Below are 14,105 nucleotides of genomic sequence, written 5' to 3' on the forward strand. Positions count from 1 at the left end.
AGCTGTTATCCTTTATCTGCAATTCTTAAAATATCTCCAAAAACACCTCTGGCCGTTACTGATGCACCGGCACCGGCACCTTGAATAACGATTGGTCTTTCTCCATACGATTCTGTATAAATTTCGAAAAGGGAATCGGAACCTTTTAACTGCCCTAAAGCAGAGCTTTCCGGAATAGAAACCAGCTTAACTTCCAGCATTCCTTTGTCCTGTTGCAAATCACCGGAAAGTTCCCCAACATAGCGCAGTACATTTCCGCGGTTTTGGCTGAGTTTTAATTTGTTGTAATGATCGTCCAGTTCGTGAAGATTCGCAAGAAAATCAGATGTTGATAATTCCCCGAGTTCATTCGGAATAAGATTTTGGATTTTAATTTCGTTGAATTCATTTTGCAAATCGAGTTCCCTTGCCAGAATTAAAAGTTTTCTCGCAACATCATTTCCGCATAAATCTTCTCTTGGATCCGGTTCGGTATAGCCGTTGCTGATGGCTTCTTTCAGTACTTCACTGAATTTTTTATCCTCGTTTGAAAAATGATTAAAAAGGAAACTTAACGAACCTGAGAAAACGCCTTTTATCCTCGTAATATTTTCGCCGGAAAGGTGGAGTAATTTAATTGTATCGATTAAAGGCAAACCAGCTCCTACATTCGTTTCATACAAATAGGTTTTTTGATTTTTGGCCAATGTTTTTCTTAGCTTTTTATAAAAATCATAGTTTAATGTGTTTGCTATTTTATTAGAAGAAACCAAGTCAAAGCTGTTTTCAATCAATTCAAAATAATTCTCTGCAAAGTCTTTGCTCGCCGTATTGTCGATGGCGATTAGGTTTTCCAGATGGTTTTCTTTGGCAAAACTGACCACATCATTGATAGTATAGTCTATTCCTTTTTCAGCAATTTCCTGTTTCCAGTCTTCTGAATTGCCGTTTTTTCTCAGCAATAATTTTTTAGAATTAGCAATCGCAAAAAGATTGAGTCTGATTCCTTTTCTCTCTTCAATCTTTTGAGCAGAAGTGAGAATTTGATTGATTAATGTTCCACCAACGACTCCATGTCCGAAAACTGCAATATTGATTTTTTTAGTCACTCCGAAGATTTCCCCGTGAATTACATTCAACGCCCGATTCAGATCCGATTTCTTAATAACCAAACTGATATTCCTTCCCGTAGTTGTATTATTGAATAAAATAGGGACAATTTTATTTTTGATTAGTGCTGTGTACGGTTTGTGGAAAGTACTCAAATCCTGTCCAATAATAGAAATGACTGAAATATTATCATCTACCGTAATTCTGTTGACATCTCTGGTGTAAAAATCGGTTTCAAATTCTTTTTCAAGTCCGATTAATGCGTCTGAAGCCCTATCAGTGTTGACAACAATCCCAATTCCTCTTTCAGAAGACCCTTGAGAAATGATACTCACACTGATCGCATTATCAGCCATTACTTTAAAAATTCGGGCATCAACACCTGTTTTTCCAAGTAAACCTCTACCTTCGAGATTAAGTAAAGAAACGTTATTCAGGACTGAAAGCGATTTGATTCCTTCATCCGTTTGTTCAGAAGTAATTAATGTCCCTTCGCTATCTGGGTTAAAAGTATTTAAAATCCGAAGCGGAATGTTCTTTTCGACTAATGGAATTATCGTTTTGGCGTGAAGAATATTAGTACCAAAATTCGCCAGTTCATTTGCTTCGTTGAAGGACAGTTTTTCAATTTTTTTGGCATCAGAAACCAATTCAGGATTTGCTGTGTAAATACCGTCTACGTGAGTAAAATTCTGAAATTCTTCTGCATCCAGATAATTAGCCAGTAAAGAAGCCGTATAATTACTTCCGTTTCTGCCCAATGTCGTGGTTTCGCTATTTACCGTAGACGAGATAAACCCGGTTACGACATATATTTCCTCTTTGGAATTAAAAAATTTAAGTACATTCTTTTTAGAAACTGTTTCGATGGGTTGTGCATTTCCGAAATTTGCATCGGTTTTGATTAGCGCTCTGGCATCAACATAGGTAGCTTTGAGTCCTTTTTGGTTAAGGATTTCCGTTACATATTTTGCAGACAGGATTTCGCCATAAGCAATAACCTGATCCTTGATTTTTTCACTGTAATCTCCAAGAAGGTTTACTCCTTCGAATAATTTTGACAGCGTTGAAAACTCATTTTCAAAAAAAGAAAGTGCTAAATTTTCTCTTTGATATGCTGTAAATTCGTCAAATAGTTGTGTATATGGCTTTCCTGATTGAGCTAAATCCAGTATTGCAATAAGTTCGTCTGTTGCATTTCCGCGTGCTGAAACGACAACCGCAATAGCTTCTCCATCAAAAAAACGCTTGGCAATAATGCTTGCCACCTGGTCAATTCCTTTCCCGTTAGAAAGTGATTTCCCTCCAAATTTTAGTATTTTCATTGTTTCTTGTTTTTGTTTTTTATTTATTATAGTGTTTAGTAATTATTTGCTGAATATTGGTTTTAAAAAAACACCCAACTGTTCAAATTCAATCAGGAAGGCATCGTGCCCGTGAATTGAATCAATTTCATGATACCTGATTTTTAAATTCGTTTTTTTAAATTCGTCATAAGTATCTCTGTTTTCATCTGCTGTAAAAAAATAATCGCTGTTTACCGCTATCAGATGTATGCTTGATTCAGTCTGTTGGATAAATGATTCCCAGCTTTCCATGACAATTGTACTGCCTATCGTCTTCAACAAATGATTCATTAACTTGTAAGCCTGTAATCGGAACCTGTTTTGCAATTTGTTGCCATGATGCATCAGCCAGCTTTCAATTTGAAATACTTCCTGATTTTCCTCTTTTTGAATATTAAATTTCTCTTTTAACGATTGAGGTGTCCGATACAACAACATGGCATGCAATCGGGCATCGTGTATAGGATTTTTCGAATTATTCAAAATAGCATCCTGTACTAAAACATTGGCAATTAGCCAGTCTGTTGCTTTCCAGTTTGTCGCAATGGGAATACAGTGCTGAATATTTTTAGGTCTTAAAAAAGTCATTTCCCAAGCAATTCCACCTCCTAAACTTCCTCCGATTACCGAAAAAAGCGCTGTTACCTTTAAAAAATCCAAGCCTTGCCAAAAAATGGAAGCAATGTCTTTTGTTGTAAAATCCTTATAGTTTTTTATCAAATTTTCAGGATCTCCGTCAAATCCGTTACCTGGAATATTAAAAGCAATCACACAGTATTTTTCCGTATCGATTGTTTTTCCGCTTCCTATAAGTTCGTTCCACCATCCGTTTTCACCCATAACCTGCGAATTCCCGGTTAAGGCATGATTTACTAAAACCACAGGAGAGTCTTGGATGGACTGGCCGAAAGTTTGATAGAAAAGAGGAAGGTGTTTTATTTGTTTCCCAACCTCTAAATCAACATTAAAAAGATCTATTTTGTGCAAATTTTTCACTGTGTATTTTTTTAAAAGACTGCCTTCAACCTAAACTTTGAAGACAGTCTTAACAAACAAAAAACAAAAACTAAATTAGATTCTCTATTAAAGAAATCAATTGTATCTGTATCGCTTAAGCTGCTTTAAATTCTTTCAGCAAAGTCAGCTGAACCGGTGTTGAATTTATCAAGTTATCCCGAAGCGGGCATCTTTCCTTTACTTCATCAATCCATTGTTTCAGAAGTCCGAGTGGCGCATCGGATACGGGCTTCACCAGTACTTCAATTTTTCTGAAACCGGCTCTTGAACGTGTCCGTAAACCTTCCGCTTTCTTTGTTTCCAGTTCCCCTGAAATTTCAACCAATAATGATTCTAATTCGATTTCAAGTTCCTTTGCAACCAGTTTTCCAACAGCGTTTATACTGCCGGCAAACCCCGCCAGCAAAAATTCTGCAGGGCTCGGATCATTGTTGTCATCATTAGACACATTATTACTTATTCTCACATTAAACCCCTGAGATTTAACCACAAACTGATTATTACTCTCTGAAAAACCTGTTATATTTATTGATTTATTGCTCATATTTATCGTTTTATCCGATTAGATGAAAAGGATTTCATTTTCTCCAGAGTTAATTTGAAAAAGCAGCAGTTCTGAAATTTTTAGTGTTTTCTCACTTTCCGCTGTTAATTGTTTTTCTATAGATTTGAATTCAGGCGTTTCCTGCTTTGCAGAAGACTGGAATATTTTTAATTTTTTATTTAGTATTGACATGACTTAAATTTTTAATGAATTATTTTTTAATCGGACTGTGTCATTCCTGAATACATCCGGAATAAAAAAAACCCTTTTGGAAATGTTACCAAAAGGGCTTTACAGTTTTGAACTATAATTAGAGATTAACTCCTCCGTTTTTGGCAACAATAATGCGGGATGCGACACATATACATGCACATCATTCCGTTCATCATATTATTTTTTGCTGCTGTAGTTTTCATTTGTCCTAATTCGGTATTACTTAAGATTTGTTTTTAGTATTGTTGCATAAAAAAACCCCTGCGGTTGGCAGAGGTTTGATTGTATATTTTAAAAATTTAAAATTATGCAATAGTGTCCCCTGCAGAAATTTTCCACATCATATAACACATATTGCGCATTGTTAAATTCATTTTTACTTTACTTTTGATGGAGCAAACTTCTGAACTATTTTTGAATTAAAAAAATATAATTTTAAAATTTAACATTTGAAAGCCGGGTATATATATTTAAATACTACGTATTTAGTTTTTCCCAAAAGATTGATTTTCATAAAGATTTCAAAAAAAAGTGAAGATTAATTTGGAATTCAATTTCGTTTCATACCTTTGCAGTCGAAAATCGTGAGGAAAAATTTGTACTGATTGCAACCTCGTTAAAAAAATGCTAAAGCAGAAACACTTCTTTAGCCTTTCCCCTGCAATCTTATTTTTTTTCGTCACTAAAATTAATTTAAAAATAATTTTATTATGGCATATTTATTTACGTCAGAATCAGTAAGTGAAGGACATCCGGACAAAGTAGCTGATCAGATTTCAGATGCGTTAATCGATAATTTTTTAGCATTTGATGCTGAATCGAAAGTGGCTTGTGAAACTTTAGTAACTACAGGTCAGGTAATTCTTGCTGGTGAAGTAAAATCGAACACTTATCTTGATGTTCAGCAAATTGCAAGAGACGTAATCAAGAAAATCGGATATACAAAAAGCGAATACATGTTTGAAGCCAATTCTTGTGGTGTTCTTTCAGCTATTCACGAGCAGTCTTCAGATATTAACCAGGGTGTTGACAAAGCAAATAAGGAAGATCAAGGTGCAGGTGACCAAGGAATGATGTTTGGTTATGCAACTAACGAAACTGATGATTTAATGCCATTAGCTCTTGATTTATCTCATAAATTATTACAGGAGTTAGCGGAATTACGAAGAGAAAATACTGCTATCACTTACCTTCGTCCTGATGCAAAATCACAAGTAACATTAGAATACGACAATAACAACAAGCCAACAAGAATTGATGCTATTGTAATTTCTACTCAACATGATGATTTTGATGAAGAAACTACAATGTTGGCTAAAATCAAGAAGGACATTATTGATATCTTAATTCCTAGAATCATCTCAAAATACCCTCAATACGCGCATTTATTCAATAATAAAATCCAATACCATATCAATCCGACAGGAAAATTCGTAATTGGAGGACCACATGGTGATACAGGATTGACAGGAAGAAAAATCATCGTAGATACTTATGGCGGAAAAGGAGCTCACGGAGGTGGTGCTTTCTCTGGAAAAGATCCAAGTAAAGTAGACAGAAGTGCCGCTTATGCAACACGTCACATTGCAAAAAACCTTGTTGCTGCAGGAGTAGCTGACGAAATTTTAGTTCAGGTATCTTATGCAATTGGAGTGGCAAAACCAATGGGGATTTTTGTTGAAACATACGGAACTTCAAAAGTAGCTTTGACCAATGGTGAAATTGCTAAAAAAGTAGAAGAAATTTTTGACATGCGTCCTTATTTTATTGAGCAGCGTTTGAAATTAAGAAACCCGATTTACAGTGAAACTGCTGCTTACGGACACATGGGAAGAAAACCTGAAACCGTTACTAAAACTTTTAAAGCTCCGGGCGGAAAAGAAAAAACAATTACTGTTGAATTATTCACTTGGGAAAAATTAGATTTTGTAGATCAAGTAAAAGCAGCTTTTGGATTGTAATAGCTTATCAGAATAAAAAAAGCCTGACTATTAATTTAGCCAGGCTTTTTTGTTTTAGTACGTTCCGTTTTTCATTTTTACCAACGTTTCCTCGATGTCTTGCTTTGTTTCTTCATCAATATTATCGGCGTATTTCACAGCCAATTCCTGAGTTTTTATTGCTTTTTCTTTTTCTCCGTTTTTGTAATACAACTGTGCTAAAGTATCTAAATAATAAGCGTTATTTTTTGAAATAACAGCACTGGATTCAGACCATTTTATGGCTTTTTTGATGTGCTCCGGATTTTTGGATTTAGTCACTACAAACCAGGCGGCATCATTGGATAAATTAGAGAAGTAATTCTTGAAATCGGCCCAGTTTTCATAATTACGGCCATCCTTTTTGGTATACAATTCATCTATTTTTTCAATTATTCCGGTTTTACCATTGAATAATGTGTTAAAGAAAGCATCATATTCGGCAACATAAAAATCTCCCATGCCCAATTTTTCAACATTAGTGTTCAATAAACCGAAATAACTCCTGTTTAACTCAATATTTTCTTTATCCTTAATAACCAACTGCTTATACACCTCAATTGTTTTCTTTTGATTTTCTGCCGAAAACCCCTCAAGCGACAGTAAGGTGATATTTTTAAACAATGCATTGGAAATTGTATTGTTTATTTTTCCCGCTTCATCGTTCAATCCGTATTCATCGTTGTCGACTGGCTTATTCTGTTCTGCTATAATGGCATCGTAATGTTTCAACAAGTACTCGATTGCTTCAAAATCCGTGTTGTCCAATGCTTTTTCTTCACCGAAAAACTGTTTGTAAAATCCCTCACCGTTGATCTCTTTTGAAATTACAGCAACCAGATTCATGTCAGATTTTGTGTCTCTCTGATGAGTTTTAAGTAATCGTTCCCAAGAAGATTGTATTTGATTTTTATCCGATTTTATCCCCGTCAATTTATATTTAACTTCTTCATAATAAGCAGCAGCAGTATCTACTACAGCAGCTTCAATCGCAACTTCTTCAATCGAAATTGTTTTTGATTTGTCTGGAACAACATTAGCAGAAGGTTCTACCGCAGTTGCGTAATCTAAAGGATACTTTTCTAAAGCAGCTACTTCTGCAAAAGCCTTTAACAATTCGACATCTGATATTTTTTTTGACTTAATGGCAGTGTTCAAATTAGACAACGCATCAACTCTTTTCAATTTTGAATAAAAGGGATCATAATAATAAAAAGCACTTTTGTTTGCATCTGGGCTTCCTGCAAACTTAGCGAGAACAATACCGTCGGCATTAACAACAACTGTACACGGGACATCATTAATTTTACTGTTTTTTAACCACTTTTTATCTTTATCGGTTACCAAATAATAATTGTACAAATCGAATTTCGCATCATATCCGTCATATAAATTATAACTTATCTCAGTTGATTGGTTTTGAATAAATGCATCAAACTCTTTTTTGGCATTTTTACTCTTCGGATCGTAATAAAGAACCAGGTATTTGTTTACTGCCTTTTTAGTGGCTTTAAGAGCATCGGCTAAATTATTTTCTGCTTTCAGTTTGAAATTATAATTTGGCACAATGGCCGTAGTTGAATCTACAGCGACATATCCGTTTTCTGCATCTCCTTCATCTTTTCCTTCGTAAGTCCATTTAGAGAGATTTTTAACTTCATCAGGCAGGGCTTCGTTTTTGATTTCATTTACAATTTGATTCTCCGGTTTGAATGCCAATGGGTTTTTGCCCAGCAGATCCGCAATGATAAATGCATCACTTTCTTTGCTATAATATCCTTTCAGCTGAAGATCTGTGAAACCGTTCATTTCAAAATCGGCCTCAATCTCAGAAACCTTATTTGGAATTGTATATTTCGACAGCGATACTTTACCTTCATAATTTTCATGCGCCAGATAAAGGTATTGCGAACGGTTAATCGTAAAATTCAGTTCTTCAGCATCGTAATCAAGATTGTCCTTATTGACCAATTCTGACAGCCTTTTATATTGTATCGGCAAACTTCCGTCTTGCACACCAACATATATTTGGGCCATATAGGAAAAAATGTATTTGCTCTTTAATTTTATGGAAATGCTATTCGAAACAGCAGCATCAGAGCCAAATTTTATGGAAAAACAGGATTTTTTGCCTACTTGGTTTCCTAAATACAATGTGTCGCCTTTTTTCTCATAATTTCCATACAGAAAAACGAGTTCATATTTATTGCCGTCTAATAAGTTGAGTTTTAATTTCTCGGTCTGTTTCGTTGATATATAAGTTCCGTTTTTGATTCCTTTTTCCTGTGAATAGGAAAACAAAGCCGTCAAAGAAAACATAGCAATCAGTATTTTTTTCATTGTTGGGATATTTTAATCAAATGTAGGTGTTACTTTACAAAGCAGGAAGTATTTGTGTAAACATTTCAAGAAATTATCTGTAAAAAAGGCTGCTAAATAGCAGCCTTTTACATATTACAATGCGTATTTTAAACTCAGAATGACATATCTTGGCTGAACAATATAACTTGAAAAACTGCTCGAACCTCCTAATTGATTAAAACTACTGTCATTTAGTGACGTTGTATTTAACAGATTAGTTGCTGAAAGTTTCCATTCCCATTTACTGTTTTTCCTTTGATACATTAAATTTGCGGAAAGGAAGTCATATTCATTATTCACCGTTTCCGATTTATTTCTGTTGTGATAAAACGTATATTCTGATGTGAACGAAAAAGCATTCAGGAAGTAATAGTTTAATGTAACGGAAGGCGCATCGGTATAAAACGTATCGCTGAAATTATCATTCACAGAAAAATTATATGCCAATTCTATATTGGGAATCTCTTTATAATTCGTAGAAAAACTCACATTATACGATTGCGTAAATGACTTTGTAGTTTGAAAAAACTCTGTATTATCAGAATTTACACGAATATTATTGTACTTACTCCAATTGAGTCCCACGCGGGTGCTTGCTTTATAATACCTAAGAAATGAACGCCCGTAAGCACCATTACCCGAAAGCGTTTCATCAGCAAAATTCGAATTGATATTAACCGCAGATGAAACCTGATTTACACTGGTTAGCAAAGCTCTGTTTTTGATCGCATCAACTTGTTTTGTATAGGTAATATTGGCAAAAATATTTTCAAAATTGAACATATTGTATTTAAAATACCGCAAAGAGTGGACTTGAGAAAGCGAATTTTCCAATGTTCTGTTTCCACTGAATAAACTATTGTAGTTTGAAACCAGAAATCCCTGAGCCAATTTATTGATATCGGTAAAATTATTTGCCAATGAGAAATTATACGTTAGTGTTTCTGATTTTTTCAATTGCCATAAAGCGTAAACATCGGGTAAAAATCTGTAAAATGTCTTTTTGTATTCGCTCCCAAGCTGCTCATTATTCATAGAATAAGCATGTGCCGAAACACCCGGATTGAAAGTGAATTTCCCTTTAATAAACTTATAATGCAATCCTAAAAAGGCATCGTTGAAAGCATAACTTACATCATTATTATTTTTTGGGTCGTTTAGGAAATTCTGAGAATCATTGTTCATTACCTGAAAAATATGCGAGTCAAAATTTTGATATGAATTGGTATTCCCAAGCGTAATATTGATGTTGCTTTTTGGGGTAACCATATAATAATAATCTAATTTGGCATCGATCTTATTGGTTTTTACAAATCGATTTTGATTGATATCATTTCGATTTTGGGAATTATCATAACCGTCTAAAGAGGCAAATGGCGGTGGAATAATAAAAGCGTCTTTATATAAATTGGCGTTGTAAAAAGGGTTTTCATCCTGATATAAATGCTGCATCTCGAAAGCGAAAACATTTTTATCATCCATTGTATAATAATAATTCAGGTTCTGATTGAACGAAAATGGTTTCTGCTTTTTGTTCGTATATACATCTTTAAAAATGCTGGACAAAACACTCGAATCCTCATTTTGGTCTGATATTTTCAACAAGCCATCATAGTCAAAATGTACTTTTTCGGAAGGAACATAACTTGAGCTTAGTTTAAACAAACCTAAATTGTTTTTTTGGTTTGAAATATTCTGACTGTTTTCAGCAATTGTAACCGAAGTTCCATCAGGTAATTTATCAGTTCGTACTGTTTTCGAATTGGTTTCCAAATCTGTTTCATTAGCAGAAAAAATACCAAACCCACTGATTGTCCATGCTTTTGAAGGATTGTAACTGAAGTTTGCCGCACCAAATTTGGTATCTATTGCAGCCGCGCGATCATTTCGCATACCCATTATTCCCAAATCATTGGAAGAGACATTAAAATTGGTTCCTCCCTTTTTCATCATGTTTTTAAATCCTCCGGTAAATTTGAAATAATCCTGCATAGTCAGTGGTAATTCTCCAATATTATTGAAGTTTCCAATAACGTTTATACTGTATTTCGGACTGTAATAAAACAATTTCGGGTTCAGTATATGCCGGTCATTTTCATTCCCAACACCAATTCCCGCTGTCATGTCTCCAAACCAGAAATTCTTTTTGCCTTCTTTCAGTTTGATGTTAATCGCTACGCTTTCTTCGTTGTTCTCCAATCCTTTCAAATTAGTAACTTCATTATAATTTCGAAGTACCTGAATTTTATCTAAAGCATCTGCCGGGATATTTTTGGTTGCGATTTTAGTATCTCCGTCAAAGAAATCTTTGCCTTCTACCATCACTTTTTGGACTTTTTTGCCTTCGACTTCTATTTCTCCATCTTTGTTTACTTCAACCCCTGGTAATTTTTTCAGCACATCTTCCAGTTTCCGTTCTGTTCCGTCTTTAAAGGAATCTGCATTATAAATAATTGTATCCCCTTTTATGGAAACTGGCATTTCTCTAACAATTTCAACGGCAGCCAACTCATTTGCATCGGCACTTAAAACCACATTCTGAACAATATTTTCAGTTTTGGTTTCAATAGTAAGGTTTTTGGTTTTTAACCCTAAGAAAGTAATTCGGACATTATAGGTTGAATTGGAGTTAAGGTTTAACAGAAATCTCCCTTTGTCATTTGTAATAGAATAGGCATCAACCGCTTTTGTCACTTTGTTGACCGCCATGACATTTGCCATTTCAAGAGGCACGTTTGTGGTATCTTTTACAATTCCTTCGAATCGGATATTTTGTGAAAATGAGAATGATGAAATCAGAAATGTGAAAAGAAGAAAGATATATTTCATTATTTGGGTTGTCTTTTAATTTTGGTTTAGTCTTTTTTGGAAAATAGTCCGACTTACCTGTCAAGTTCCGATAGCAGGCAATAAACTAAAAAAGAACAATGCTAAAACAATATACTTCTGCATATTAATTCCCCATTCTTATTTGCATTCCTCCTCCGTTTCCGCCTCGGGTCTGATACATTTGCTGCATTTCTTCCATCTTTTTAGTAACGATTTCATCAAACTCTTTTTGAGTAACGACTTTCCCTTTGGTAGGTGCTTTTATTTCTTTTTTATCTTTCACATTCATAACCACTTTTGAACACAAAATAATAGTTTTACCTGCGCTTACTTCCAAAATTAATCCAGGCAAACCATAATAGCCTTCCGGGCCTTGACTTACAGGAATTTCAGGAGTGTACCAAGCTATTACCTCAACTTCTTTTGGCAATTCTCCTTCATTCATGAAGTTTGTTACTTTAGGTTTTTCTGTTGCGGCTTCTTTTTTATCTTTCTCCTCTTCCTTCTTTTTCATTCTGAAATTTCTGAAATCGGTTTTGCTGGCTTGTTGCATTGCTGTCGCTTTAAAGCACATATAACCGCCAATCTCTTTTGTTTCCTGGCCTAGTTTCCATTCTAATTTTGGCAATGAGTCTTGGATTAAAAATTCCTTACCCATCATTTCTTTATCAATTGCAAACGTTTTCTCTTTTATATTTTTATAATGAGTTCCGCCTCCGCCCATAAACGAACCCATCATTCTCATACCGCTATTTTGTGATCCTGGAGCATCCAATTTTTCCTCTTCTTTGTAAATAGACGCATTTTTATCAAAATTGAGGATGAATGTTTTCTCGAAAGCTTTTTTCATTCTTTCTTCAATTGTTTTTCTCATCTCCGGCGTAATATCTTTATTTTCAGACATTCTGGATTTAAAATCAGCAGTACTTGTTTTGGATTCATACACCGCCATTCCTTGAAAATCTTGTGCTTGAGAAAACGTACTGAATATAATTAGCGTTAAAGCTATAATTGTCTTTTTCATAAAACTTCTTTTTGTACAACAAATATGACGAATGAATTTGTCTTTTGTTACTAAAGGATTGTTAAATAAAATATTGGACTTTGATACAGGTAAATAGTTTAATTCTTACCTTAGCTTTTATGAAATTATTACCCTTTTTCGCTATTCTTTTTAGCTCATTTTTAGCACATTGCCAATACACTAATCCTGTGGCATCCCAAATGAGTTCACAATTTATTCAAGCTGACGTTTTTGTTGGGGAAGATTCTTACGGCTATCAGTATTTTATCCGAAATAATGTTTTTTTCAAGATCAAAAACAAGGAATTTGTACAATACAAAAACCTGTCATTAGGCAAGATTACAAGAGTAGATATTCAAAATCCATTGCGAATTGTTCTTTTTTATGAAAATTTCAATACCGTCATTGCATTGGACAATCAGTTAAGCGAAGTTCAAAAAATTAATTTCTCGGAAAAACAAGATGGAATCATTGCTACAGCTATTGGCATGTCTTCCCAAAACAATCTCTGGGTATTTAATAATTTAAACCAACAACTAGGTCTTTACAATGTTATCCAGAATTCTTATCAGACCATCGGCTTGCCTTTTGAACAAAACATACGGAACTATATTTCCGATTTTAACTATTTTTATTGGATTGATACAAAAAATCAGTTTTACAGCTGTGATATTTTTGGCAAAAAGAAATTATTAGGACAAATTCCGGAATATGATTTAGTTTCCATCTCTGATGAGAAGTTTATTTTGTTTCAAAAAGACAAAATTCTGTATTTATTTGACGTTGAGAAAAATAAAAAGACAGCCATCGAAAATATTGAAAAAAGCTACCTAAGTTTTCATTACAAAAACCAAAATTTAGCTATTTTTACAGCCGAAGGAATTACCAATTATAAAATCAATTTACCATAATGCATATAGCAGTAGCAGGGAACATAGGCGCAGGAAAAACAACGTTGACAAAGCTTTTAGCAAAACATTTTAAATGGGAACCGCATTTTGAAGATGTAGTTGATAATCCTTATCTGGATGATTTTTACCATCAGATGGAGCGCTGGAGTTTTAACTTGCAGATTTATTTCCTAAACAGCCGTTTCCGTCAGGTATTACAAATTCGTGAAAGCGGTAAAAAAATTATTCAGGACAGAACAATTTATGAAGATGCGCACATTTTTGCTCCCAATCTTCATGCTATGGGACTGATGACCAACCGTGATTTCCAAAATTACATTTCGCTGTTTGAATTGATGGAATCTTTGGTTAAAGCTCCGGATTTACTGATTTATTTGAGAAGTTCCATTCCCAATTTAGTAGGTCAGATCCACAAGCGGGGACGCGATTATGAAAATACGATTTCAATAGATTATTTAAGCCGATTGAATGAGCGATATGAAGCATGGATTCAAACGTATGATAAAGGCAAGCTATTGATTATTGATGTAGACAATATAAATTTCGTTGACAACCCGGAAGATTTAGGATTGATTTTCAATAGAATTGATGCCGAATTAAACGGATTATTTTAGACAAAAAACAAAACAAAAAGCCTTGAAAAAATTCAGGGCTTTTTTATTCCATATGTCCCGTCCTGAAATAAGTTGACATAAAATTGACTTATTATGAATAGATCAGAAAACAGCGCAGAAAAGCGTAGTCAACGCGATTATAATTTGGGCTTTAAATTAGCTGTTATTTCGCAAGTAG

The 14,105-nt window shown here is 34.3% G+C and carries 10 protein-coding genes; 3 read left to right on the plus strand and 7 right to left on the minus strand.

Going from position 1 to position 14,105, the window contains the following annotated elements; genetic code table 11:
• Positions 1 to 5: 5 nt before the first annotated feature.
• The 4 genes from thrA to ACRDEC_RS14955 all read right to left on the minus strand — a co-directional run bounded on the left by thrA (position 6) and on the right by ACRDEC_RS14955 (position 4,188).
• Complete coding sequence (thrA, locus tag ACRDEC_RS14940; RefSeq protein ID WP_431499165.1) at positions 6 to 2,414, minus strand: bifunctional aspartate kinase/homoserine dehydrogenase I; 2,409 nt, start codon at positions 2,412 to 2,414, stop codon at positions 6 to 8.
• A gap of 42 nt (positions 2,415 to 2,456) precedes the next feature.
• Entirely contained in the window at positions 2,457 to 3,431 is a 975-nt protein-coding gene (locus ACRDEC_RS14945; protein WP_431499166.1) for an alpha/beta fold hydrolase, read from the minus strand.
• A gap of 115 nt (positions 3,432 to 3,546) precedes the next feature.
• Entirely contained in the window at positions 3,547 to 3,996 is a 450-nt protein-coding gene (locus tag ACRDEC_RS14950) for an OsmC family protein (protein ID WP_431499167.1), read from the minus strand.
• 18 nt (positions 3,997 to 4,014) lie between these two features.
• On the minus strand, positions 4,015 to 4,188 hold the full coding sequence (locus tag ACRDEC_RS14955; RefSeq protein WP_431499168.1) for a hypothetical protein: 174 nt from the start codon (positions 4,186 to 4,188) through the stop codon (positions 4,015 to 4,017).
• 731 nt (positions 4,189 to 4,919) lie between these two features.
• On the opposite strand from ACRDEC_RS14955, the gene metK reads away from it, so the two are divergent.
• On the plus strand, positions 4,920 to 6,170 hold the full coding sequence (gene metK / locus ACRDEC_RS14960) for a methionine adenosyltransferase (RefSeq protein WP_431499169.1): 1,251 nt from the start codon (positions 4,920 to 4,922) through the stop codon (positions 6,168 to 6,170).
• A 54-nt stretch (positions 6,171 to 6,224) separates the two neighbouring features.
• On the opposite strand, the gene ACRDEC_RS14965 is transcribed toward metK, so the two are convergent.
• The 3 genes from ACRDEC_RS14965 to ACRDEC_RS14975 form a co-directional block, all read right to left on the minus strand.
• A complete protein-coding gene (locus ACRDEC_RS14965) occupies positions 6,225 to 8,528 on the minus strand; it encodes a hypothetical protein (protein WP_431499170.1) in 2,304 nt (767 codons plus the stop codon).
• A 114-nt stretch (positions 8,529 to 8,642) separates the two neighbouring features.
• Positions 8,643 to 11,378: a carboxypeptidase-like regulatory domain-containing protein gene (locus tag ACRDEC_RS14970; RefSeq protein ID WP_431499171.1), complete on the minus strand. Its 2,736-nt coding sequence runs from the start codon at positions 11,376 to 11,378 to the stop codon at positions 8,643 to 8,645.
• A 124-nt stretch (positions 11,379 to 11,502) separates the two neighbouring features.
• On the minus strand, positions 11,503 to 12,402 hold the full coding sequence (locus tag ACRDEC_RS14975; RefSeq protein ID WP_431499172.1) for a GLPGLI family protein: 900 nt from the start codon (positions 12,400 to 12,402) through the stop codon (positions 11,503 to 11,505).
• A 119-nt stretch (positions 12,403 to 12,521) separates the two neighbouring features.
• On the opposite strand from ACRDEC_RS14975, the gene ACRDEC_RS14980 reads away from it, so the two are divergent.
• On the plus strand, positions 12,522 to 13,313 hold the full coding sequence (locus ACRDEC_RS14980) for a hypothetical protein (RefSeq protein WP_431499173.1): 792 nt from the start codon (positions 12,522 to 12,524) through the stop codon (positions 13,311 to 13,313).
• Positions 13,313 to 13,927 (plus strand): deoxynucleoside kinase, encoded by a 615-nt coding sequence (locus ACRDEC_RS14985; RefSeq protein ID WP_431499174.1) that lies wholly within the window; start codon positions 13,313 to 13,315, stop codon positions 13,925 to 13,927. The genes ACRDEC_RS14980 and ACRDEC_RS14985 overlap by 1 nt, the downstream gene beginning before the upstream one ends.
• The last annotated feature ends 178 nt before the right edge of the window (positions 13,928 to 14,105 follow it).

The organism is Flavobacterium sp. (assembly GCF_050696275.1).
Taxonomy (GTDB): Bacteria; Bacteroidota; Bacteroidia; order Flavobacteriales; family Flavobacteriaceae; genus Flavobacterium.

Bases quoted from the DNA above. Each gene is read 5' to 3' on its own strand.
- thrA (WP_431499165.1), bottom strand. From the start codon at position 2,414: ATGAAAATACTAAAATTTGGAGGGAAATCACTTTCTAACGGGAAAGGA.
- ACRDEC_RS14950 (WP_431499167.1), bottom strand. From the start codon at position 3,996: ATGAGCAATAAATCAATAAATATAACAGGTTTTTCAGAGAGTAATAAT.
- ACRDEC_RS14955 (WP_431499168.1), bottom strand. From the start codon at position 4,188: ATGTCAATACTAAATAAAAAATTAAAAATATTCCAGTCTTCTGCAAAG.
- metK (WP_431499169.1), top strand. From the start codon at position 4,920: ATGGCATATTTATTTACGTCAGAATCAGTAAGTGAAGGACATCCGGAC.
- ACRDEC_RS14965 (WP_431499170.1), bottom strand. From the start codon at position 8,528: ATGAAAAAAATACTGATTGCTATGTTTTCTTTGACGGCTTTGTTTTCC.
- ACRDEC_RS14970 (WP_431499171.1), bottom strand. From the start codon at position 11,378: ATGAAATATATCTTTCTTCTTTTCACATTTCTGATTTCATCATTCTCA.
- ACRDEC_RS14975 (WP_431499172.1), bottom strand. From the start codon at position 12,402: ATGAAAAAGACAATTATAGCTTTAACGCTAATTATATTCAGTACGTTT.
- ACRDEC_RS14980 (WP_431499173.1), top strand. From the start codon at position 12,522: ATGAAATTATTACCCTTTTTCGCTATTCTTTTTAGCTCATTTTTAGCA.
- ACRDEC_RS14985 (WP_431499174.1), top strand. From the start codon at position 13,313: ATGCATATAGCAGTAGCAGGGAACATAGGCGCAGGAAAAACAACGTTG.